The organism is Rothia uropygialis (assembly GCF_004137765.1).
In the GTDB taxonomy this organism is placed as follows: Bacteria; Actinomycetota; Actinomycetes; order Actinomycetales; family Micrococcaceae; genus Rothia.
In genome coordinates this window covers 125,409-147,519 of the sequence record NZ_NOIS01000005.1, presented here as the reverse complement: position 1 = coordinate 147,519, position 22,111 = coordinate 125,409, and the positions used below count along the sequence as shown (strand labels likewise).

At 61.8% G+C, this 22,111-nt stretch carries 18 protein-coding genes and 1 riboswitch; of the genes, 14 read left to right on the top strand and 4 right to left on the bottom strand.

The window, feature by feature from the left end; translation table 11 throughout:
* Positions 1-76: 76 nt before the first annotated feature.
* The 7 genes from EWV35_RS11795 (at position 77) to gatB (ending at position 9,345) form a co-directional block, all read left to right on the top strand.
* A complete protein-coding gene (locus EWV35_RS11795; RefSeq protein WP_129662148.1) occupies positions 77-1,213 on the top strand; it encodes an adenylate/guanylate cyclase domain-containing protein in 1,137 nt (378 codons plus the stop codon).
* The gene (locus tag EWV35_RS11790) at positions 1,210-2,286 is read left to right on the top strand and encodes a protein phosphatase 2C domain-containing protein (protein WP_129662145.1); all 1,077 of its coding nucleotides are present in this window, start codon (positions 1,210-1,212) and stop codon (positions 2,284-2,286) included. The genes EWV35_RS11795 and EWV35_RS11790 overlap by 4 nt, the downstream gene beginning before the upstream one ends.
* Before the next feature lie 85 nt (positions 2,287-2,371).
* On the top strand, positions 2,372-4,615 hold the full coding sequence (gene ligA / locus EWV35_RS11785) for an NAD-dependent DNA ligase LigA (protein ID WP_129662143.1): 2,244 nt from the start codon (positions 2,372-2,374) through the stop codon (positions 4,613-4,615).
* 375 nt (positions 4,616-4,990) lie between these two features.
* Entirely contained in the window at positions 4,991-5,749 is a 759-nt protein-coding gene (locus EWV35_RS11780; RefSeq protein ID WP_238654474.1) for a LysM peptidoglycan-binding domain-containing protein, read from the top strand.
* Positions 5,750-5,936: 187 nt separating this feature from the next.
* A complete protein-coding gene (gatC, locus tag EWV35_RS11775) occupies positions 5,937-6,233 on the top strand; it encodes an Asp-tRNA(Asn)/Glu-tRNA(Gln) amidotransferase subunit GatC (RefSeq protein WP_129662142.1) in 297 nt (98 codons plus the stop codon).
* A 16-nt stretch (positions 6,234-6,249) separates the two neighbouring features.
* Positions 6,250-7,842, top strand: coding sequence for an Asp-tRNA(Asn)/Glu-tRNA(Gln) amidotransferase subunit GatA (gene gatA, locus EWV35_RS11770; RefSeq protein ID WP_129662376.1), 1,593 nt, complete (start codon positions 6,250-6,252; stop codon positions 7,840-7,842).
* Complete coding sequence (gene gatB, locus EWV35_RS11765) at positions 7,843-9,345, top strand: Asp-tRNA(Asn)/Glu-tRNA(Gln) amidotransferase subunit GatB (RefSeq protein ID WP_129662140.1); 1,503 nt, start codon at positions 7,843-7,845, stop codon at positions 9,343-9,345.
* A gap of 83 nt (positions 9,346-9,428) precedes the next feature.
* Here gatB and EWV35_RS11760 read toward each other — a convergent pair whose 3' ends face one another.
* Together EWV35_RS11760 and EWV35_RS11755 are read right to left on the bottom strand one after the other, a co-directional pair.
* Complete coding sequence (locus EWV35_RS11760; protein WP_129662138.1) at positions 9,429-11,660, bottom strand: S9 family peptidase; 2,232 nt, start codon at positions 11,658-11,660, stop codon at positions 9,429-9,431.
* Between the two features lie 63 nt (positions 11,661-11,723).
* Positions 11,724-13,103, bottom strand: a complete 1,380-nt coding sequence (locus EWV35_RS11755; protein ID WP_238654520.1) for an amino acid permease — start codon at positions 13,101-13,103, stop codon at positions 11,724-11,726.
* 230 nt (positions 13,104-13,333) lie between these two features.
* Positions 13,334-13,448, top strand: a riboswitch (SAM riboswitch).
* Positions 13,449-13,579: 131 nt separating this feature from the next.
* On the opposite strand from EWV35_RS11755, the gene EWV35_RS11750 reads away from it, so the two are divergent.
* Genes EWV35_RS11750 through EWV35_RS11735 form a run of 4 tightly spaced genes read left to right on the top strand, consistent with a single transcriptional unit; the run spans position 13,580 to position 17,988 of the window.
* Positions 13,580-14,980, top strand: a complete 1,401-nt coding sequence (locus tag EWV35_RS11750; RefSeq protein ID WP_129662136.1) for a bifunctional o-acetylhomoserine/o-acetylserine sulfhydrylase — start codon at positions 13,580-13,582, stop codon at positions 14,978-14,980.
* 22 nt (positions 14,981-15,002) lie between these two features.
* Positions 15,003-16,193 carry a homoserine O-acetyltransferase MetX gene (metX, locus tag EWV35_RS11745; RefSeq protein ID WP_238654471.1) on the top strand — a complete coding sequence of 397 codons (1,191 nt, stop codon included), beginning with the start codon at positions 15,003-15,005 and terminating at the stop codon, positions 16,191-16,193.
* Between the two features lie 58 nt (positions 16,194-16,251).
* Positions 16,252-16,911, top strand: a complete 660-nt coding sequence (locus EWV35_RS11740) for an alpha/beta hydrolase (protein WP_129662134.1) — start codon at positions 16,252-16,254, stop codon at positions 16,909-16,911.
* 60 nt (positions 16,912-16,971) lie between these two features.
* A complete protein-coding gene (locus EWV35_RS11735) occupies positions 16,972-17,988 on the top strand; it encodes an alcohol dehydrogenase (protein ID WP_165168552.1) in 1,017 nt (338 codons plus the stop codon).
* Here EWV35_RS11735 and EWV35_RS11730 read toward each other — a convergent pair.
* The gene (locus EWV35_RS11730; RefSeq protein ID WP_129662132.1) at positions 17,985-18,230 is read right to left on the bottom strand and encodes an RNA-binding S4 domain-containing protein; all 246 of its coding nucleotides are present in this window, start codon (positions 18,228-18,230) and stop codon (positions 17,985-17,987) included. The genes EWV35_RS11735 and EWV35_RS11730 overlap by 4 nt on opposite strands.
* 205 nt (positions 18,231-18,435) lie before the next feature.
* On the opposite strand from EWV35_RS11730, the gene EWV35_RS11725 reads away from it, so the two are divergent.
* The 3 genes from EWV35_RS11725 to EWV35_RS11715 are packed head-to-tail and all read left to right on the top strand — an operon-like array spanning position 18,436 to position 21,215.
* Positions 18,436-19,818 carry a glycine--tRNA ligase gene (locus tag EWV35_RS11725; protein ID WP_129662130.1) on the top strand — a complete coding sequence of 461 codons (1,383 nt, stop codon included), beginning with the start codon at positions 18,436-18,438 and terminating at the stop codon, positions 19,816-19,818.
* Between the two features lie 16 nt (positions 19,819-19,834).
* Positions 19,835-20,797 carry a GNAT family N-acetyltransferase gene (locus tag EWV35_RS11720; RefSeq protein ID WP_129662128.1) on the top strand — a complete coding sequence of 321 codons (963 nt, stop codon included), beginning with the start codon at positions 19,835-19,837 and terminating at the stop codon, positions 20,795-20,797.
* A gap of 22 nt (positions 20,798-20,819) precedes the next feature.
* A complete protein-coding gene (locus EWV35_RS11715; protein ID WP_129662126.1) occupies positions 20,820-21,215 on the top strand; it encodes an MGMT family protein in 396 nt (131 codons plus the stop codon).
* Here the strand turns inward: EWV35_RS11715 and EWV35_RS11710 are convergent.
* Positions 21,212-22,009, bottom strand: a complete 798-nt coding sequence (locus tag EWV35_RS11710) for an SDR family oxidoreductase (protein WP_129662124.1) — start codon at positions 22,007-22,009, stop codon at positions 21,212-21,214. The two genes, EWV35_RS11715 and EWV35_RS11710, sit on opposite strands and share 4 nt — an antisense overlap.
* Between the last annotated feature and the right edge of the window lie 102 nt (positions 22,010-22,111).

The following is a 22,111-nucleotide window of genomic DNA, read 5'->3' as shown; positions in this document are numbered from 1 at the left end:
CCTCATTCTCAGCCGAGCGCGCTCTACGCCAGCGGGCCCGGAACCAGGAAAGCGTTGAGGAAGGTGGAGCACTCTAGTGCCGCAGGAGGAAGCCGAAGGCCGGCCGGTCTATACCGGACCACAGACGAGTCAGCTCAACCTGCAGAACCCTGCACAGTTCAATCTGTACAAGTCCGACGACGCCAAGGCAGCGGTCGGAGCCCTCGAGCGCGCCTTGCTCGGGGAGAACCGTTCGATGACGCGGCGCGAGGCCGCACATGCGGGGGACGTCTCCCTATTGTCCGCGCGGAAGATCTGGCGGGCCCTCGGAATGCCGAACCTCAAGGATGGCGACGTCTACTTCACGGGCTCCGATTCGGAAGCCCTGGGAACCGTCTCGGCCATGGTCCGGAGCGGGCACGTGACCGAAGACGGTGCACTGTCGATCGTTCGATCCGTCGGGCAGATGATGGACCGTATGGTTGCCTGGCAGGTTGAGGCTTTCGTGGAGGACATGGTCGCCCACCACGGAATGACCGATGCCGAAGCTCGCCGGGAACTCCTCAACGTTCTGCCCGAACTCCTCAACGAACTCGAAGATCTGATGCGCTACGGCTACCGCCGGCAATTGAACGCTGCGGTGGTCCGTCTCGCGCTCAAGGCGGAGAAGCCCGTCGTCGGCAACGACGACGCCGCCACGGATTATCGTGCCCTCCCGCTCGTGCGTGGCATCGGCTTTGCCGATCTGGTGTCGTTCACATCGTTGTCCCGCCAAATGAACGAAAAGACGCTGGCCAGCCTGGTACAGCATTTCGAACAGCGGTGTGCCGAGGTCGTCGCCGTGGGTGGCGGCCGCATCATCAAGACCGTGGGCGACGAAGTCTTGTTCATGACGGAGTCGCCCGAAGCGGGTGCGCGCATTTCGCTGACGCTCTCGCAGATCATCCGTGAGGACCCCAACCTGCCCGAGGCACGCGTTGCTTTTGTCTGGGGAAGAATTCTGCCTAGGCTGGGGGACGTGTACGGTCCGACCGTCAATCTCGCTTCGCGTCTCGTCGCGCTGGCTGAGCCTGGCGCCGTCCTGACTGACGCATCCACCGCCAACGTGCTCGAGGGCGACGAACGATTTGTGATGGCATCTCAAGGTGTGCGCAACGTTCGTGGTTTTGGAGACGTCCGACCCGTGTCACTCGCGCCGGGTGTGGGAACCGAATTGGAGATTGACTTCGAATGACCGAATCGCTCGACCTTGCGACTTGCGTGGGGGCCACGACCAACCAAGGCAGTCATCGTTCCAACAACGAGGACTCCTTGATTTCAAAAGGAAATCTGTGCGCCGTGGCCGATGGAATGGGCGGTCACGAGGCCGGTGAAGTAGCCAGTGCGATGTGCGTCAACACTTTGGCCGCCGCGGAGCTCTTCCGAACTCTTTCCTTCGACGTCGAACCCACCGAAGAGCACTCCGACGATTCCCGAGGGATCTTCAAAAGGCGCCGTAAAGCGACCTCGAATCTCAACGCAAAGATCATGGAGATCCTCAATGAGATCAAGGGCGTGATCGGGGAGGCCGACGAAAGCATCAAGTCGGCCGCGGCCATGCGAGCCGGCACGACCCTGACCGGCGCGTGGCTGGTCAAAATCGGCGGCCAGAACATGTGGATCATTTTCAACGTGGGTGATTCGCGTACCTATCGTTTGCGGCGGGACACCGACGAGCCGATCAGCGACAAACCGACGTCCGTCTCACAGACCCCTATTGAGGGAGTGAGCCTCGAGCAGGTCACGGTGGACCACTCTGAGGTTCAATACCTGGTGGACACGGGACAGATCACCGCGCTCGAGGCCTTGACCCACCCGCGACGCAACGTGATCACTCGCGCGCTGGGCACCGGAAACTACTGGGAACCCGACTTCTGGGTTATCCCGGCCAAGCGCGGCGACCGCTTGATGATGTGCTCGGACGGACTCTCGGGCGAATTGTCCAATGAATACATGGCCCGGGTACTGTCCACCGTGGTGCATCCGAAGGACGCTGCCGCGGTTCTCCAAGCCGCGGCAATCCGCTCGGGCGGTCGGGACAATATTTCGGTCATCGTGGCTGACGCTGTGGAAGCGGGAACCTGCCAGAACCACGGTTGCGACGGAGACACCGACGGAGTGCACGAGTCGGAGCCCGAAGAAGGCGTCATCGACCTGGACAATTGGCACAACAACGACCTCCACGATCCGCAGAAGACGGGGGAGAGCCCTGACGGTCCGCTCGCCGAGAACGAGCAAATACCTCGCTCCGCAGACGAAGAGCAGTAACCGAGCCGGCAGAATCGGCGCCGTTGCCCCAAACTTTTCCCCAGTGGGGCGCGATAACCTCGGATATGCGCAAGAATGGTCTCTTGTGAGTAGCGCTGAAGAACAACGAGCACAGCAGGCCACCGGCGAGAACGAGCGTGAAGTTCCGGCGGAGGATCTCAAGGAACGGTACGCCCAACTGACCCAGCAGGTCAGGGACGCGCGGGCCGCCTATTATGTTGAGGATTCCCCGAGGATCTCGGACGCCGAATACGACGCTCTGTACCGGGATCTGGAACGCATCGAGGCCGAGAACCCGCAGTTGAAGGCCAACGACTCTCCGACCCAGGAAGTCGGCGGGGAACCGTCCGAAGCATTTGCCCCGGTCCAGCACCTCGAGCGGATGTATTCGCTCGAGGATGTCTTCTCGATCGACGAGCTCAAGGCCTGGCTCGAACGTGCCGAAGTCTCGATCCAAGAGGTTCGGCCCGGACACGAGAACCGGTGGCTGACAGAGCTCAAAATCGACGGACTCGCGATCAACCTCTTGTACCAGAACGGTCAGTTGGTCCGAGCCGCAACTCGCGGCGACGGAACAACGGGGGAGGACGTCTCACATAACGTCGCCACCATAGATACCGTTCCGCACAATCTCGTGGGCGAAAACCTGCCGGAAGAAATCGAAGTCCGGGGCGAAATCTTCATCGCATCTGCGGACTTCAGAGAACTCAACGAGGCCCTCGTCGCGGACGGCAAGGCGCCCTTCGCCAATCCGAGGAATGCTGCCGCCGGATCCCTGCGTCAGAAGGACCCCAAGGTCACGGCGCGTCGCAAGCTGTCGATGTTCGTCCACGGAATCGGTGCTCGTGAAGGACTGACCGCCCGCTCCCAATCAGAAACCTACGATCTTCTCGCCTCGTGGGGTTTGCCCGTCAGCCCCTATACGAAGCTGTTGTCCGGGGTCGACGACATTCTCGAATTCATTGCAGATTACGGAGAACACCGTCACGACCTGGTTCATGAGATCGACGGCATCGTGGTCAAGGTCAACGATTTCCGGACTCAACAGCTTCTGGGCCATACTTCACGTGTTCCCAGGTGGGCGGTTGCGTACAAATACCCGCCCGAAGAGGTCAACACCAAGCTGAAAAACATTCAGGTCAGTGTGGGCCGTACGGGGCGCGTGACGCCGTACGGTCTCATGGATCCCGTCAAAGTCGCAGGATCGACCGTCGAAATGGCGACACTGCACAACCAGGATGTCGTCAAGGCCAAAGGCGTCTTGATCGGGGACACCGTGGTGCTGCGCAAGGCTGGTGACGTGATTCCCGAGATCGTGGGCCCCGTGGTTGCCCTGCGGGACGGGAATGAGTACGAATTCGAGATGCCGACTCACTGTCCGTCGTGTGGCACGCAGCTTGCTCCGGCGAAGGAAGGCGACGTCGACATCCGGTGCCCCAATGCGCAGTCCTGTCCAGCGCAACTGTGGCAGACGCTCTTCCACACCGCAGGCCGGGGCGCATTCGACATCGACGCCTTGGGGGAAGAGGCTGCCAGGGCCCTGACACAACCTGCAGAGCCCGCAAACCCGCCGTTGACCAGCATTGCGGGCCTTTTCGACCTCGCTCCGGAGGACCTGGCCGATGTGCGCATCGAGCGTGCCATCAAGAAGAAGGGCGTGGAAACCGGTGAAACGGAGTTGGTGCCCTATTTCTATACACGCGGTACTCCGAAGAAACCCTCGGCACCGTCTGCTAATACCCGCAGAATGTTCAACCAGATCGAGGAAGCCAAGTCCCAACCGTTGTGGCGTGTCCTGGTGGCTCTCTCGATTCGGCACGTGGGGCCCACCGCGTCTCGGGCGCTCGCGACCGAATTCGGTTCCATGCAGGCGATACGCGATGCCGACGAGTCCCGGCTTGCCGATACTGACGGCGTCGGACCGACCATCGCGCGTGCGGTCAAGGAGTGGTTCGCGGAAGAGTGGCACCGTGAGATCGTGGATCGCTGGGCCGCGGCGGGAGTGAGAATGGAAGACGAGAGGGACGAATCGGTACCCCGTGTCCTCGAAGGCCTTACCCTCGTGGTGACCGGCACGTTGGAAGACTTCACGCGCGACTCAGCCAAGGAGTCGATCATTCAGCGCGGGGGCAAGGCCTCAGGATCTGTGTCGAAGAACACAAGCTACCTTGTGGCCGGGGAAAATGCCGGAACCAAGCTCGACAAGGCGGAAAGTCTCGGCGTGTCGGTCTTGGGCGAGCAAGAATTTAAAACCCTTTTGGAGGGCGGCCCGGACGCCCTGGATCGCACTGATGCCGCGGCTTCCGGTCACGAAACGATCACGGAATAGTCACAACCTTGTGATTCGGAACATGTCGCGCCGGGTTGCATCGCCTCAAGAGGCCTCATAGGCTGACACGCGTGCCTACGGATCCTGGCTGGTAGCCGGATCGGGTACCAACCAAAAAAAGTTTCGCTTCCATCAAGAAATTGGTTGCAAACTCCAAAATCGTTACTGTATCGTTATAAACAGTTCGTCACCGAAAGGTGACTCCTGAGCTCACGCACATACGCGAGAGCTAGAAACAACAATGCTAGGTGCTGCCGTAACACCGGACGTCGTCTACAGGGCAGACACCTGAAACTTGACCTAAAACATCTATAGGTAGACGACGGCGCCAAGAAGTCCAGGGATGGATGGAGCGTAGGTGGCCTGAGGAGCATCGTGAACAATACTTCCACTTTCCGACGCAATGCCCGCCGCGGTGCAGCCGCTCTCGTGATCGGTGGCGCTGCCGCTGGTGCACTGGCTACCGCTCCCGCCCAGGCCGACAGCCTCGATTGGGATGCCGTCGCTCAGTGCGAGTCCGGCGGCGACTGGTCGACTTCGACCGGCAACGGATTCTCGGGTGGACTCCAGTTCACCCCGAGCACCTGGGCATCCTTCGGCGGCCAAGGTGACCCCCAGAACGCCTCCAAGGATCAGCAGATCCAGGTTGCCGAGAAGGTTTTGGCCGAGCAGGGCCCCGGCGCATGGCCGGTCTGCTCGCAGCAGGCTGGTTCGGCTCCCTCCAGCAGCTCGTCGGATGACTCTGCACAGCAGGCTCAGCCGCAGCAGGAGCAGGTTCAGACTCAGTCTGACTCCACTCAGGCTTACGAGGCTCCCGCCGAGCAGGCTCAGCCCGAGGCCCAGCAGGCTCCCGCCGAGCAGGCTCAGCCCGAGGCCCAGCAGGCACCGGTCGAGCAGGCTCAGCCCGAGGTTCCTGCACAGCAGACCTACGAGGCTCCTGCCCAGGCCCAGGTTGCCGCCCCGGCTCAGACCGCTTCGGCTGGTTCCTACACCGTCGTTGCCGGTGACACCTTGAACAAGATCGCCAACGATCACGGTGTTTCGGTTGATGCCCTGGTTCAGGCCAACGGCTCGATCGTGACCGATCCGAACATGATCCTCCCGGGTCAGGTTCTGGAGATCCCGGCTAACTAATTGAAGTCAGTGCTACTCGTCTAGACGAGCGAGTACTCTTCTTGAGATCGTGCCCCGCCCTTTCACAGGGCGGGGCACGATTGTTTTAACCACTTCCCGCCCATGACTAGACTGGTACGGGACCCGCGCGCTCCCGCCGGAGGAGGCGTGCAGGGAATTGACAAGCGCCAACGGAGCAGGAGAATTCATGACTGCCATTACCCGTGACCAGGTCGCGCATCTCGCGTCACTGGCTCACATCGAGATGGACAATACGGAACTGGAGTCCATGGCCGCGGAACTCGATGTGATCGTCAACGCGGTGCAATCGGTCTCGGAAGCACCCATCCAGGACGTTCCGCCGACCTCGCACCCGCTTCCTCTCTCCAACGCTTTCCGTGACGACGTCGTGGGAGAGACGCTGACGAACGACGAAGCGCTTCTGAACGCGCCCGATGCCGAGGACGGCCAGTTCAAGGTACCGGCCATCTTGGACGAGGACTAGGGGCGTGAGCAACACCATGAGCCAAAACGAACTCATCAAACTTTCCGCGGCGGAAGCCGCTGGCAAATTGAGCCGGGGCGAGATCACCTCGGAACAACTGACACAGGCCCACCTGGACCACATCGAGGCCACGGAAGGCTCGCCCGTTGACGTCGAGGACCGCTCACAGGGCAAAACGGGTCTCAACGCATTCCTCAACGTGAGCGCGGAGACGGCCCTTGAAGACGCCCGCCAAGTGGACTCGGACCGAGCAGCGGGCAAGGAACTCCCGCAGCTGGCCGGCGTGCCGATCGCCGTCAAAGACTTGATCGTCACCAAAGGTCAGCCCACCACCGCAGCCTCGCGCATGCTCGAAGGCTGGCTGAGCCCCTACGATGCAACCGTCGTGCGCAAGGTGCGTGAGGCCAGACTTCCTATTCTGGGCAAGACCAACCTCGACGAATTCGCCATGGGCTCCTCAACCGAGCACTCGGCCTTCGGGAACACTCGCAACCCGTGGGACCTGGACCGAATTCCCGGAGGCTCGGGCGGCGGCTCCGCGGCTGCCGTGAGCGCGTTCCAGGCCCCGTTGGCACTCGGAACGGACACGGGCGGGTCGATTCGCCAGCCCGCATCTGTCACGGGATCCGTCGGCGTCAAGCCGACGTACGGATCCGTTTCGCGTTACGGCGTAATCGCCATGGCCTCATCGTTGGATCAGGTCGGCCCCGTGACGCGCACTGTCCGTGACGCAGCGATGTTGCACGAGGTCATCGGCGGCTACGACGCCCGCGACTCGACTTCGATCAACGAGACTGTTGGTCCGTATCTCGCCGAGGCAGAGAAGGGCGCATCGGAAGGCGGGCTCAAGGGGCTCAAGGTCGGCGTCGTGAAAGAGCTCACCGGAGAGGGCTTCCAAACCGGTGTGTCCCAACGGTTCGAGGAATCCCTCGACCTCCTGCGTGCGGCCGGGGCGGAGATCGTAGAAATCTCCACCCCCAACTTCAAACACGCTCTGGGTGCCTACTACCTCATCATGGCCTCGGAGGTCTCTTCCAATTTGGCTAAGTACGACGGCGTTCGCTTCGGACTCCGCGAACTTCCCAAGGAAGGGCCGGTCACGATCGAACGCGTCATGTCCGCCACCCGTGCGGCCGGATTCGGCCCGGAAGCCAAGCGTCGCATCATCCTGGGTACGTATGCGCTTTCCGCGGGTTATTACGATGCCTACTACGGTTCGGCCCAAAAGGTCCGCACCTTGGTCCAGCGCGATTTCAAGGACGCATTCGACCAGGTGGACGTGCTGATTTCGCCCACCGCGCCGACAACTGCATTCAAACTCGGGGAAAAGACCGACGACCCGGTAGCGATGTACCTCAATGACATCGCGACCATCCCGACCAACCTTGCAGGTGTCCCCGCGATCTCGGTTCCTGCAGGACTGGCCCCGGAAGACGGACTGCCGGTCGGGGTGCAGTTCATGGCCCCGGTCAAGGAAGATGCCCGTCTCTACCGTGCCGGTGCGGGCCTGGAAGCCGCCCTCCAGCAGGAGTGGGGCGGAGCGTTGCTCGACAAGCTGCCCGACACAGAGTCCCTCATCGCCGCCCGGACGCAAGGAAGTGCCAAGTAAATGACAGACGAGATTTTGTCCTTCGACGAGGCCATGGCCAAGTACGATCCCGTGCTCGGCTTCGAGGTGCACGTTGAGTTGAATACCAAGACCAAGATGTTCGACGACGCCCCGAACGAGTTCGGAGACGAGCCGAACACGAACATCACCCCGGTTTCGCTGGGTCTCCCGGGGGTTTTGCCCAAGGTCAACGGTGCGGCCGTCGAATCAGCGATCAAACTGGGTCTGGCCTTAGGTTGCGACATCGCACCGGTGAGCCATTTTGCTCGAAAGAACTACTTCTACCCGGATACCCCCAAGAACTTCCAGACCTCGCAATTCGACGAGCCGATCGCAGAGAACGGATCGGTCGAGGTCGAACTGGAAGACGGGACCACGTACACGATCGACATCGAGCGCGCCCATATGGAAGAGGACGCGGGCAAACTGAGCCACAAGGGTGGAGCAGGCCGCATCCAGGGGGCGGAGTACTCGCTTGTCGATTACAACCGCTCAGGAGTACCCCTGATCGAGATCGTGACCAGGCCGATTCGCGGTGTGGGGGAGCGCGCCCCGGAACTGGCCAAGGCTTATGTCAAGACCATCCGGGAGATCGTCAAGAACTTGGGTATCTCCGACGCGCGCATGGAACGCGGAAACGTCCGTTGTGACGCGAACGTCTCCTTGATGCCCAAGGGCAGCGATGCGCTCGGTACTCGGACCGAGACCAAGAACGTCAACTCGATGCGCGCCGTTGAAAGAGCTGTTCGGTACGAGATCTGCCGGCACGCCGCGGTTCTGGACTCGGGACAGAAGATCGTCCAGGAAACCCGGCACTGGCATGAGGATACGAAACAGACCACATCGGGTCGCCCCAAGTCCGACGCGGACGACTACCGGTACTTCCCGGAGCCGGATCTGGTTCCCGTCGTGACCAACGAGGAGTGGATCGAACGGTTGCGGGCCGAACTTCCGGAGCCGCCGGCCGAGCGTCGCCGCCGTCTGCAGGCGGATTGGGGATACTCGGACGAGGAATTCCGCGACGTCGTCAACGCCGGTGTGCTGAGCGAAATCGAAGACACCATCGCCGCCGGGGCGAGCGCCCCTGTGGCCCGCAAATGGTGGATGGGTGAGATCTCCCGACTTGCCAAGGTTCGTGAGGTCGAACCCGGCGATTTGGGCGCCGCCCCGGAGACCGTGGTCGAGCTCGACCGCCTCATCCAAGAGGGCAAGATCAACGACAAGATCGCCCGTCAGGTCCTCGAGTATGTGCTGGACGGGGAAGGGTCGCCGACCGAGGTCGTAGAGAAGCGGGAACTTGCGGTCGTCTCCGACGACGGCGCATTGTCGTCCGCCGTCGACGAGGCCCTGGCCGCCATGCCGGACGTCGCGGAGAAGATTCGCGGCGGCAAGGTTCAGGCCGCCGGCGCCGTGGTCGGCCAAGTCATGAAAGCGACTCGGGGCCAGGCGGACGCCGCCCGCGTGCGCGAGCTGATTCTGGAGAAGCTCGGCGTGGAAGGCTAGGTACGAAAAATCCGCGATACAAAGGCCCGGCCGGTTCATCGCCTGATGTTCCGGCCGGGCCTTTTTGCGCATTTGCCCAAGATTCAGCTCTGGATCCCCAGGCAATTCAACAGGAACGAGTACTCCCACGCGGTGTCTTCCCAACGGCGGTATCGGCCCGAGCCGCCCCCGTGACCGCCGTCCATTTCGATGCGAAGCATCACGGGTGCCTGACTCGTGGTCGCCTCGCGCAACTTCGGCACCCACTTCGCGGGCTCCACGTACAGCACTCGTGTGTCATTCAGACTGGTCACGGCCGCTATCGGCGGGTACGGGGCTGCGTGGACGTTCTCATAGGGAGAGTAGGAGACCATGTACTCGTAGACTTCACGGTCTTCGATCGGATTGCCCCACTCTTCCCATTCCAGAGCGGACAGTGGAAGCTCCGGATCGCTGATACTCGTCACGGGGTCCACAAACGGAACCGCAGCCAGGATCCCCGAGTATTTTTCCGGCGCCATGTTCGCGATCGCCCCCATCAGCAGGCCCCCGGCAGAACCGCCGGACGCCGCAATCCGATGGCCGTCCGCCCATGGTTGGGCGGCCACGTGATCGGTCACGGAAATGAAATCCGTGAACGTATTGATCTTCTGAAGCTTTTTGCCGTGCACATACCATCCGCGCCCCAGCTCGCCGCCCCCGCGCACGTGAGCCACCACGAACACGACGCCGCGATCTAAGAGGCTCAGCCGGGACACCGAAAAGCCCGGGTCGGAGCTCGCCTCGTACGAGCCGTAACCGTATTGGATGACGGGATGGGCAGATTCCAGGTCGAGATCGGTCCGGTGAATCACCGAGATCGGAATCCAGGTGCCATCCGATGCCGCCACCCATTCGCGATGAGCAACGTAGTCCTCCGCACGGAAATCGCCCAGGACCGGAGTCTGCTTCCGGAGTTCGAGTTCACCCGTGACCGGGAAAAAGTCGTACTGGCGCCACGGCGTCACGAACGAAATATAACCCAAACCCACGACGGGTGAGTGCAGGGCCATCGAGGTGATTCTGGCCGTGTACAGCTCTTCACCCGAAAACGGCTCGACCAGAGAAGGCAAACTGTCCCCACGAACCGACGAGTCGATCTCGGCCAGGTCCATGAGCGCGACCTTCTCCAGCCCGTCCTCCCGGAGGCTCAGCGCCATGTGCGTTTCGTTGAAATGGAAGCCGTTGAGGCGGCGCGTTTCGGAAGCGGGGATGAGGACCTTCCACGCGGACCGCAACTGAGTCATTGTCGCCGCCTCGAGGGCGGTTTGATAGTCCACGATGGTCAGTTCGCCGTTCTGGGCCTCATGGTCGTGGCACAGCAGGATGTACCGTTGCCCACCCAATTCGATGGGTTCGGCTGAGTAGAGAACGCGCTCGTCGCGTGGGACGATGATGCGCGATTCGGGCCTCTGTCCAGGGCTCGCGGCTTCCAGTGCTGCAAGAGTCAGGAGCCTGGTCTCGTTGTACTCGGAGCACCCGACGTCGATGCACAGGTGCTCCTCGTCGGCCGTGATCTCGGCGCCGAGCCACAGGGCAACATCGTCCTCGTGGTGAAGCACCAGATCCTCGCTCACGGGCGTACCCAAGCGGTGAGAACGCAATTCATACGGACGCCACGACTCGTCGACCAACGTGTAGATCAGATGTGAACCGTTGGGCGTCAAGAAGCCACCAGCGAAGACGTTCTCCACGACGTCGGGGAGCAGACGGTCGTCGACCAAGTCCTTGACGTACTGGTCGAAGCGTTCATCTCCCGAGTCGTCGACGGAATAGGTCAGGTACCGTCCGTTCTCGGTGACCTGGAAAGCTCCGAGGGAGAAGAACGGCAGGCCTTCGGCCATGGTGTTGCAATCGAGGAGAACCTGTTCGCCGTCGAGGGGTTCGTTGACCGGGACCTCGGGAGGGGTCCAATCCGTCCGTTGATCGCCCGTGCGACGGGCCGGAACCCGGCAGAAGATCGCGTAGTTCTGACCCTCTCTGGTCCGTCGGAAGTACCACCACTCGCCCAGGCGAGTCGGAACGGAAAGATCGGTTTCCAGAGTCCGCGACTTGATCTCGCCGAAAATTGCGGATCGCAGTTTCCCGAGGCCCGAGGTCACCGACTCCGCGTAGTCGTTCTCCGCCTTGAGATGCTCAATCACCTCGGGGTTGTCCTTGTCGCGGAGCCACTCGTAGTCGTCCACGAACTCATGATCGTGCATCGTGCGAGTGGTCGGTCTCTTGGGGGTCTCCGGAGCCTCGACGTCGGTGTTCCAGGTGGGGCGCGGGGCCTCTCGGGATTCTGCTGAAGTCATGCCTTCCACCTTACTGACGAGGGGGCAATTCGCGGGCCGTCGCCTCGATGGCCGGGGTTGCCTCTAGCGAACGGCCGGCGGCTCGCCTTGGCGAGTCCGGCGCGTGAGCGGATAGGCTACGGCCAGGAACACGAGCCATACGGCGCCGATGACCAAGGACATTCTGGTGTCCTCGAAGAAACCGAGCAGCACGACGACGCCGATCATGAACGCGAGTGCGAGCCAAGAGGCGACCGGCCACAAGGGAGTGGGAAACTGCGACGGGCCGACGCCTTGGGCCTTGCGCCGGCGTCGCATCGCCAAGTGCGTCACGAGAATCATGACCCACACCAAGACGGTCGCGAACGTCACCAGAGTCGCGATGTAGAGAAATGCGTTCTCGAAAAAATGATTGACGAGGACCCCGACGACGAGCACCATCCCCATGGCCGCAACCGTCATGGTCGGGGTCCCGCGCGAGGAAACACGGTTGAATGACCGCGGTGCGAGCCCTCTCTGGGCCAGCCCGTACAACATACGGCCGGCACCATAGATATCCGAGTTGATCGCGGAGACGGCAGCGGTCAGGACCACTACGTTGAGAATGTGGGCCGCCGCCGGGATACCCAGGCCGGAGAATATCTGAACGAAGGGGGACCCTTCATCCCCGATGTTTCCCCACGGATACAAGGACATAATGACGCCCATGGTCAGAACGTAGAAGAGGAGGATGCGTACGGGGACGGTGTTGATGGCCCCCGGAATCGACTTCTCGGGGTCCTCGGCCTCGCCAGCGGTGATTCCGATGTTTTCGACGCCTCCGAAAGCGAACATGACCACGGTGAAGCACGCGAGGAAGCCCGAGAACCCATTCGGAAAGAACCCGCCCTGTTCCCAGAGATTGGTCACGGACGGTTCGACTTCTTGGTGGAGCTGGATGCCGAAGACAATCAGCGCGAGTCCACCCACGATCATCGCGACGATGGCGCCCACCTTGATCAGCGTCAGCCAGAACTCTACTTCCCCGTAGACTTTCACCTTGGTCAGATTGATGGCCATGATGATCGCGACGACCGAGACAATCCAGATCCAGCTGGGCGTGTCCGGGAACCAGAACCGCATGTACAAGGAGAACGCCGTGACATCCGCGACCGCAACCAGGGCCATCTCGAATGCGAAGCTCCACCCGGTGACGAATCCGGCCCACCGGCCAAGATATTCACTCGCGTATTCCGAGAAGGACCCAGGAACAGGGTGGACCATGGCCATCTCTCCCATGGCACGCATGACCATAAAAACCGCCGCGCCACCGACGATGTAAGCCAACAGGACCGACGGGCCCGCGAACTGTATCGCGTCCGCGGAGCCGAGAAACAGCCCGGTTCCTATAGCCGAACCCAACGCAATGAACCGGATATGTCGCAGAGTCAGCCCGCGTTTGAGCGCCGATTCCCCGTTGCGCACGACGTCGTCCGCGCGCGAAGTCTCGGTAACTTGATCTGAGGGGTCCTGTTCCTGATTCAAGGCAGTCCTTCGAGAGATCGACGATGCATGCGCCCCGTCCTGACGGAGTGGGCCATGAGCCAGATTACGCAATGGCCCACTCCGCGTCATAAATGTCACGGCGTTTCATTTAAGCGTAGTTTCCGTCGCGTACTTGACGCGTCGGTCGGCAGTAGGAAAACCTGGGTATGGGTCAAGAGAGCCAGTGACAAGCCCCAGCTTGCTGGCCGGCAACCCTCCAACCGCGGTGGGGTGCCCTGGGTGAGGACCTGGTGATCGCGAACGATGCGATCACAAGCGCGGGCGCGGTGTGCCCGGTCGTCACGAAGAGTGAGACTCGTATTCCCCGGTAAACCAGAGGGTTCCGGGTCGACCCGGGTGCTCGCTTTTGCGAGACGATCGGTCGCTCCATGCCCTTGATTCAACAGGAGCAGAATATGACCACGGCCTCTCACAGCCTTCCGACTCCTTCCACCCCGCAGGGATGGAAGTTCGAGACACAACAGATTCACGCGGGCCAAGAGCCCGATTCTGCGACCGGCGCGCGGGCTCTTCCGATCTATCAGACCACATCGTTTGTGTTCGACAACGCCGAACAGGCCGCGAACCGCTTCGGGCTCAAAGAACTCGGTCCCATCTATTCACGCCTGACCAACCCGACCCAGGAAGTCGTCGAGAATCGCATTGCGGCGCTCGAAGGAGGTGTCGGAGCGCTTCTCGTGGCTTCAGGGCAAGCGGCCATCACCATCGCAATCCTCAATATTGCGCAGGCCGGTGACCACATCGTCGCCAGTCCGAGTCTCTATGGCGGCACATACAATCTCCTCAAGCACACCTTGAGTGCATACGGTATCGAGACGACCTTTGTGGAAGATTTCGACAACCCCGAGGCCTGGCGGGCGGCGGTCAAACCGAATACCAAAGCCTTCTATGGGGAAACCGTTCCGAATCCTCGCAGTGACGTCTTCGACATCGAAACTCTCGCGGGCCTTGCCCACGAGGTCGGGGTGCCGCTGATCGTGGACAATACGGTCCCTACCCCATACTTGGTCCGCCCCTTCGAGTGGGGTGCCGACGTCGTCGTGCACTCCGCGACCAAGTACCTCGGCGGTCACGGCAACAGCATGGGCGGAGTGATCGTGGACTCCGGTCGGTTCGACTACTCGAAGTACCCGGAGCGTTACCCACAATTCAATACGCCGGACCCGAGTTATCACGGCTTGGTGTTCGCCGAGGACCTGGGGCCGAACGGAGTCTTCGGAGTCAACCTCTCCTACATCCTGCGTGCTCGTGTCACGCTTCTGCGCGACCTCGGTTCGTCGATCTCACCGACCAACGCCTTCAATATTTCCGTCGGCTTGGAGACCCTGTCCCTCCGCGTGGAACGCCATGTCGACAACGCGCTAAAGATTGCTCGGTGGCTTGAGGCGCGCCCCGAAGTCACCCGAGTCCACTATGCGGGGCTCGAATCGTCGCAATGGTACGAGCGGGGGAAGAAGTACGCACCGAACGGGGTGGGCGCGATCGTCGGATTCGAGCTCGAAGGCGGTTCCGAACCGGCACAGGCCTTCGTGGATTCCCTCGTGCTCCACTCGAACGTCGCGAACATCGGAGACGTGCACTCGTTGGTCATTCATCCGGCCTCGACCACGCACTCCCAGCTCGCCGAGGACGAGCTGCGGGCCGCGGGGGTCGCGCCGGGATTTGTGCGTCTGTCCGTGGGACTCGAGCACATCGACGACATCGTGGCCGACCTCGAACACGGCTTCGAATCGTTGTCATCCGCTCAGAGCCCGCAGTCCTCGAGCGCGACCGAGACGGTCTCGGCGAAGTACTGAGAAAACTGGACAAGGAGAAAATGTGACGATCGTTGGCGCCGGGGCTAGGAAGGCTCGGACCGGGGGAGACGGAGTAGTCAATTACTACGATGTCGGAGATCTCCTGGTCGATTCGGGGTCCGTGATTCCTGATGCGACTCTCGCATACGAAACGTGGGGGACCCTCAACGAGGACGCATCGAATGCGGTTCTGGTGCTGCATGCCCTCACCGGGGACACCCACGCGGCCCACGGGTACGCGGACGGCGACGCCAGCGAGCTCGAACGGCGTGCCGCCGAAGAAGAAGGCTGGTGGGAAGGGCTCATCGGCCCTGGTGCTGCGATCGACACGGACCAATTCTTTGTGGTCTGTCCCAATATCATCGGCGGTTGTTACGGTTCGACCGGGCCGTCGTCGCCCGCACCGACATCGATCGATCCGGAACGGAACCCGTGGGGATCGCGCTTTCCACTGATCACGATCCGCGATTCGGTTCGGGCAGAAGCCGTGCTCGCGGATGGTCTCGGCATCGAGCGGTGGTCGTTGGTCATCGGGGGGTCGATGGGCGGCGCACGGGCAATCGAATGGGCAGTGACTTTCCCGGACCGCGTTCGGCACTGTGCCGTGATCGCCTCCGGGGCCGAGTCCACGGCCGAGCAACTCTCGTGGGGTCAGGCCCAGGCGCTCGCGATTCGGCAGGACCCCAATTTCGCCGGGGGCGACTACTATTCAGGGACCTTCCCCATCGACGGCCTCGGACTGGCCCGGCGCATCGCACACATCACTTATCGATCGGCCACCGAGTTGCACTACCGCTTCGGCCGGCATCCTCAGGACGACGAGGACCCCACAGGACCCTGCGTGAACCGGCGCGGTCGGTACAGGGTCGAAAGCTATCTCGACCATCAAGCATCCAAATTGGCCGGTCGATTCGACGCGAACTCATATTTGTACGTCAATGACGCGCTGATGAGCCACGATGTTTCCCGTGGACGAGGATCCCTCAAAGAGGCGCTCGCGCGTTCTACCTGCGGATGGACGATCGTGGCGGTGGACTCCGACCGGTTGTTCTACCCCAAAGAATCCGAGATGCTCGCCCACGCCCTGCCGAAGCCCGTTGAGGTTGGGTACATCAGCTCTCCCAGCGGGCACGACGGATTTCTGATCGAAACCTCTCAGATCAGCAAATTCTTACGCGACGGTGATGCATTGAAAGATGCGGTCCTCGGATAGCTGATGCGGCGTGGGCGGTGTCGGCGAGAAACTCCCCACCACGCATAGGATGGAAATTATGACTCAAAATCCCGTCGTCGAATTCTCCCGTCCCGAAGCCGAACGTCCCGGAACACACCTCGTGCTCATGCTTCACGGGTACGGATCCCATGAGAAGGACCTCCTCGGACTTCTCCCCGCACTGCCCGAAGATGGCTTCACCTATGCGGCCATGAGGGCGCCGGGAGCCATGCCCGGCGGAATGCCGGGCTACAGCTGGTTCGAGCTTCAAGGCACGTTCGGGGAGGACATCACCGCCGACGCCGAGGAAGTCACGAGGACCGCTGCCGACGTGATCGCCTGGATCGATGAGGCGTCCTCCGACTACGCGGACGTCTCACTGTTCGGTTTCTCTCAAGGTATGGCGATCGCCAGTTCGGTGATTCGCCATCGACCGGACTTGGCCCGCGCCGTCGTCGGCCTGTCCGGGTTCGTGGTCGATTCGGCAGACGAATTCTTCGACGACCCCGCCCTCGCAGCATCGTCGCCGCGTATACCGTTCTTCTACGGGCGAGATCAAGAGGATCCCGTGATCCCCGCCGAAATGGTCGCGTTCAATCTCGACTGGCTTCGCGATCACACCGACGTGACCAAAGTGCTTTACGCCGGGATGGGCCACGGCGTGAGCAACCAGGAGATCAAACACGTCTCCGAGTTCCTGCGCCACGTGCTCCGGTAGCGTCCCTTTTCTCACGAACTCACACGTTGATCAGGGGAAACGGCGAGTAGTGTGTCGGACATGACAAATATGATGATGGTCCGAGTTCCCGAAGCCAATAAGAATTTCGAAATCGTCAACGTCCCTATCCCACAGCCGCGTGCCGGCCAGGTTCGCGTCAAAGTCCACGCGTGCGGGGTCTGCCATTCGGACGCATTCACCGTGTCCGGGGCGATGGGCAATGAGTTTCCGCGGTCGCCCGGTCATGAGATCGCGGGCGAAATCGATGCCGTCGGTGATGGCGTCACCGCGTGGTCTCCCGGCCAGAGGGTCGGGGTCGGCTGGTTCGGTGGCTGTGATTTTACGTGTGAAGCGTGCCGTCGCGGTGATTTCGTTTCGTGTGAGAACGGCGAAATCCCGGGGATCCACTACGATGGCGGCTACGCGGAATACGCCGTCGTGCCCGCGGAAGCGCTCGCTTCGATACCGGACGACCTCGCGGACGTCGACGCGGCTCCGTTGCTTTGTGCTGGAGTGACAACTTTCAATGCATTGCGGAAATCATCCGCCAGGCCGGGCGACGTCGTCGCGGTCCTGGGCGTTGGAGGCCTCGGGCACCTGGCGGTTCAGTACGCCGCAAAAATGGGGTTCGAAACCGTCGCGATTGCTCGAGGTACCGCGAAGAAGGATCTCGCGCTCGAGCTCGGCGCTCATCATTACATCGACTCCACCGCAACCGATCCGGCCGAAGAGCTCAACAAGCTCGGTGGAGCGAATGTGGTGTTGGCCACCGTGACGGCGCCGGATGCCATGACCGTGGTCCTGGGCGGCCTCAAACCCCGGGGCGAGCTCATGGTCGTCGGTGCTTCGGCCGATCCAATGCAGATTCCGCCCTTCGCATTGATCCCAGGGTCCCTCGCCGTACAGGGGCATGCGTCCGGAACTTCTCAGGACTCGGAGGACGCCATGCGTTTCAGCGTTCTGACAGGGGTTAATGCCGAGATCGAAACCGTTCCCCTCGCGAAGGCCCAGTCTGCCTTCGACAAAATGATGGCCGGGGACGCCAGGTTCCGCATGGTCCTGACCATGGACTCCTAACCGGCGGCGGGGGAATCTTCCCGCTCAATACGGATGGTGGCCTCTCCGAGGGCAACGGTGTCGCCCGGATGCAGCTGCTTCCCACGCTGGAATTCGGGCTCGCCGTTGACGAAGACATGGCCCTCGGCGATGATTTCCCGTGCTTCGGCGCCATCCTCCACGAGGCTCGCGAATTTGAGTAATTGGCCTAGTCGAATCATGTCTTCACGAATTTCGACTGGCTGAGCGTCTTGAGTCGTCATGGGCATGAGTCTATCCGCACGCAATAGGACGGCGACTATTACCGTCTTTGTCCGGGCAGCTGTCCTGTGACGAGAGGCCGTGCCGTTCGGCGCCGAAACCGAGACCCGTCCCCGCGTCGCGAACCGGTAGGCTGGTAGGCGAATCAAGCCCTTGCACGCGTCGCAAACCGGCGACGCGCGACGACTAATGGAGTGAACAATACCTATGGCACCAAAGTCCACGCTGGATAACGTCATCACGCTGGCCAAACGCCGCGGATTCGTTTTTCAGGCCGGTGAAATCTACGGCGGTTCCCGGTCGGCGTGGGACTACGGCCCACTCGGAGCCGAGCTGAAAGAAAACATCCGCCAACTCTGGTGGCAGAACTTCGTGCGATCGCGCGAGGACATGGTCGGGCTGGACTCCTCGATTATTCTGCCCACGCCCGTGTGGGAAGCCTCGGGCCACGTCGAGACGTTCACCGATCCGCTTGTCGAATCGCTCCACACCCATCGGCGTTACCGTGCCGACCACCTGATCGAGGCTTACGAGAAGAAGCACGGTCATCCGCCGGCCAATGGCCTCGCAGACATCAACGATCCGGAGACCGGCCAGCCCGGCAACTGGACAGAACCGCAACAGTTCTCGGGTCTGATGAAAACCTACCTGGGCGCCGTGGACAACGAGGAAGGCCTGCACTTCCTCCGTCCGGAGACCGCGCAAGGCATATTCGTCAACTTCAACAACGTGGTGACTGCTTCCCGCAAGCGCCCGCCGTTCGGAATCGGCCAGATCGGCAAGGCCTTCCGTAACGAGATCACACCGGGCAACTTCATCTTCCGGACCCGTGAGTTCGAACAGATGGAAATTGAATTCTTCACGCATCCCGCTGAGGCCTCCGAGTATTTCGAGACCTGGGTCGAGGACTGCTGGAACTGGTTCGTGGACCTCGGAATCAACCCGGACAACATGCGGAAGTTCGACGTCCCCGAAGACGACCGCGCGCACTACTCCGCCGGGACCATCGACATCGAATACAAGTTCGGCTTCCAAGGCAATGAGTGGGGCGAGCTCATGGGTGTGGCCAACCGCACCGACTACGACCTCGGCGTCCACAATGAACATTCCAATACCCGGCTGGAGTACTTCGACCAGGGTACGGGGGAGCGTTACGTTCCGTACGTGATCGAGCCTTCCTTCGGCCTGACCCGCTCGATGATGGCTTTCTTGGTCGATGCTTACACCGAGGACGAAGCGCCCAATACCAAGGGCGGTGTGGATACCCGCACGGTCCTCAAATTGGATCCGCGCCTTGCGCCGGTCAAGGCCGCCGTCTTGCCGTTGTCCAAGAAAGAGACGCTGACTCCGACCGCGGAGAAGCTCGCCTCGGAACTGCGGAAGAACTGGAACGTCGACTATGACACGTCCGGCGCGATCGGTCGTCGTTACCGCCGCCAGGACGAGATCGGGACGCCGTTCTGCATCACGGTGGACTTCGACACTCTCGAAGACAACGCCGTGACGATTCGTGAGCGGGACTCCATGGTTCAAGAGCGCGTCAGCTTGGACCAGGTCAAGTCCTACCTCGCGGGACAGCTGATCAAATAACTCAAGGGAGAGCGGTATGGCGGACTACACGATCCGTGGGTGGCAAGAGGGAGACGACCTGCAGCTGATGCAGATCTGGCCCGATGCCGACAACATTCAGGCATCCGTCTTCCGTGCGAAGCTGGGACCGGACGGCGAGCAACCGTGGCAACGGACTGTCGTGGCCGAACACGACGGCGTTCCCGTCGCAGCCGGGACGGTCTATGAGACCTCGTTGCACTCGTCCCGGCTGTGGGCCTACATCGAGGTCGCACCGGATCATCGGAGGTTCGGTCTGGGTAAGCGCCTTTTCGAGGTACTTCGGGAAGCGGCGCAGACCGCCCCGTCGGGCATCACGGCGTTGCGAACCAAGATTGTGCCGGAGACTTCTGGTGCCGGTTTCGCCCAGTGGGCCGGGCTCGGCTCGATCCAGCGGACCCGAATGATCCGAGTCGAGGCCGGGGCCCTTCCCCAAAGGCCTTTGCGGGTCGACGGCGACGGCAACCTTGATCAAGCCATCGAAGACTTGGCGACGGGGTCGCTTGAACTGACCCAGGCCGTCTGGGACTTCTACCGACGAGTCCATGATTGGGATCCGCCGGCCGAGCAGTCCTTGGGCCGGGTCAACAGGCTGTTCCTCTCGGACGAGGCGGAAGCATACGGCGCGATCGTGATGCGGGACGGCGTACTGGAGGCCCAGAAGAACGGGTCCAAGGCCCCAATTGCCGCATTCGCGGTCAGCTACCGTGCCTTGGACGCTGACGCCCCCGGGCGCGAGGTCTCCGATGAGGAAGCGACCGAGGTTCTTCTCGGTTACGACCTCGATCGAGTCCGTTCGGGCGAGGACGTCGAACAGTTGCTCGCTCTGCTCGTGGCCCAGTACCCGGTGGTCATTGAAGTAGACGATTCGATGAGCATTCTCACGGAACTGGTTGAGGCTCTCCTCCAGAGGGGAACGGCTAGCGTCGAGGAAGAGGCCCTGGTGGTCGCGGACCGTTAGGTCGCGGAACCCGGGAAACAGGATGGACGATCTGCGCGTCGAACGCATCTTGCGCGCCGTGGAATGTGTTCCCGCCGGCCGCGTAGCAACTTACGGGCTCCTCGGCCGGATCGTAGGGGAGTCTCCGCGCGTCGTCGGAAATGTTCTGGCTCGGTGGGGTTCTTCCGTGCCCTGGTGGCGCGTCGTCAACGCCCAAGGCATCATCCCCGGGCATGGTGAGGAGGCCTACGAGCATTGGGTTCGGGAGGATCTGCTCGACCTGGATGCCGCCCGCCCGGATCGTTCGGGGGCCGGCGGCGTCCGAGTCCGGGTCAGAACCCTGTTGGCCGAGGAAAGTTCTCTGCACCTGGACTGGGCCCGGGCGGTCGAGAACCTCGACGATCAAGGCCCCGCCGACCCTGGAATGACCGTTGGCTAGCTGGTCAGGACGTTCGCCGGCCACGTGTAGGCCATGACCCCGCCGTCCACGGTGATGGTTTCGCCGGTCACGAAGGAAGAGTCGTCGGAAGCGAGAAAAGCGACGACAGCGGCGACTTCTTCCGGCTTGCCCAAGCGTTCGAGCGGAGTGACGCGAGCCTGCTGCTCTCGGAAACTCTTGCCCTCGGCGTCGGCGCCGCCCACCAGTTCGTCCACGAGAGGGGTCTCGATGGTTCCCGGACAGACCGCATTGGCGCGAATGTTCCGAGAGCCATAATCCGTGGCGGTGGCCCGAGTGAAGTTCACGACGCCGCCCTTGGCGGCGTTGTACCCGGATCGGTCGGCATCCGCGGCGAGCCCCGAGAAGGAGGCCATGTTGACGATTGCTCCCTTGCCGTGCTCGAACATCAGGGGAACGAGGTATTTCGTCATGAGGAACGTCCCTCTGAGATCCACGGCGATGATTTTGTCGAAAAGCTCCGTGGGGTATTCGTGGACCTTCCCGCCTTTGCTGTCCACTCCGGCGTTGTTGATCAATACGTCCACTCCGCCCCACGCTCTGCCGAGTTCAGAAGCCAGGCCCTTGACGGCTTCTTCGTCCGAGATGTCCACGACGTGGGTCTGTACCTCGGCCCCGGTTTCCCGCACCGAGTCGGCGGTTTTGGCCAAATCATCGGAATTGACATCCACGAGGGCCAGGGTTGCTCCTTCTTCACCCAAACGGCGGGCCGATGCCTGTCCGATTCCGGTGGCTGCTCCCGTGATGACGACCCGGCGGTTCTGGAATCGTTGCATGGTATGTCCTTCTTCATAAGCCAGCTGGCTCCTCGCCAGACCGGGAACATCCCGGCACTGCAACCGTAGAAAGTCGACCGATCAAACGTCGAGACGTGTGGT

Coding starts and splice junctions, on each gene's coding strand:
- EWV35_RS11730 (WP_129662132.1), bottom strand. CDS start 18,230: ATGACGACTCAAGACGCTCAGCCAGTCGAAATTCGTGAAGACATGATT.
- gatC (WP_129662142.1), top strand. CDS start 5,937: ATGACTGCCATTACCCGTGACCAGGTCGCGCATCTCGCGTCACTGGCT.
- gatB (WP_129662140.1), top strand. CDS start 7,843: ATGACAGACGAGATTTTGTCCTTCGACGAGGCCATGGCCAAGTACGAT.
- EWV35_RS11750 (WP_129662136.1), top strand. CDS start 13,580: ATGACCACGGCCTCTCACAGCCTTCCGACTCCTTCCACCCCGCAGGGA.
- EWV35_RS11790 (WP_129662145.1), top strand. CDS start 1,210: ATGACCGAATCGCTCGACCTTGCGACTTGCGTGGGGGCCACGACCAAC.
- EWV35_RS11720 (WP_129662128.1), top strand. CDS start 19,835: ATGGCGGACTACACGATCCGTGGGTGGCAAGAGGGAGACGACCTGCAG.
- EWV35_RS11735 (WP_165168552.1), top strand. CDS start 16,972: ATGACAAATATGATGATGGTCCGAGTTCCCGAAGCCAATAAGAATTTC.
- EWV35_RS11710 (WP_129662124.1), bottom strand. CDS start 22,009: ATGCAACGATTCCAGAACCGCCGGGTCGTCATCACGGGAGCAGCCACC.
- EWV35_RS11725 (WP_129662130.1), top strand. CDS start 18,436: ATGGCACCAAAGTCCACGCTGGATAACGTCATCACGCTGGCCAAACGC.
- gatA (WP_129662376.1), top strand. CDS start 6,250: ATGAGCCAAAACGAACTCATCAAACTTTCCGCGGCGGAAGCCGCTGGC.
- EWV35_RS11715 (WP_129662126.1), top strand. CDS start 20,820: ATGGACGATCTGCGCGTCGAACGCATCTTGCGCGCCGTGGAATGTGTT.
- EWV35_RS11740 (WP_129662134.1), top strand. CDS start 16,252: ATGACTCAAAATCCCGTCGTCGAATTCTCCCGTCCCGAAGCCGAACGT.
- EWV35_RS11760 (WP_129662138.1), bottom strand. CDS start 11,660: ATGACTTCAGCAGAATCCCGAGAGGCCCCGCGCCCCACCTGGAACACC.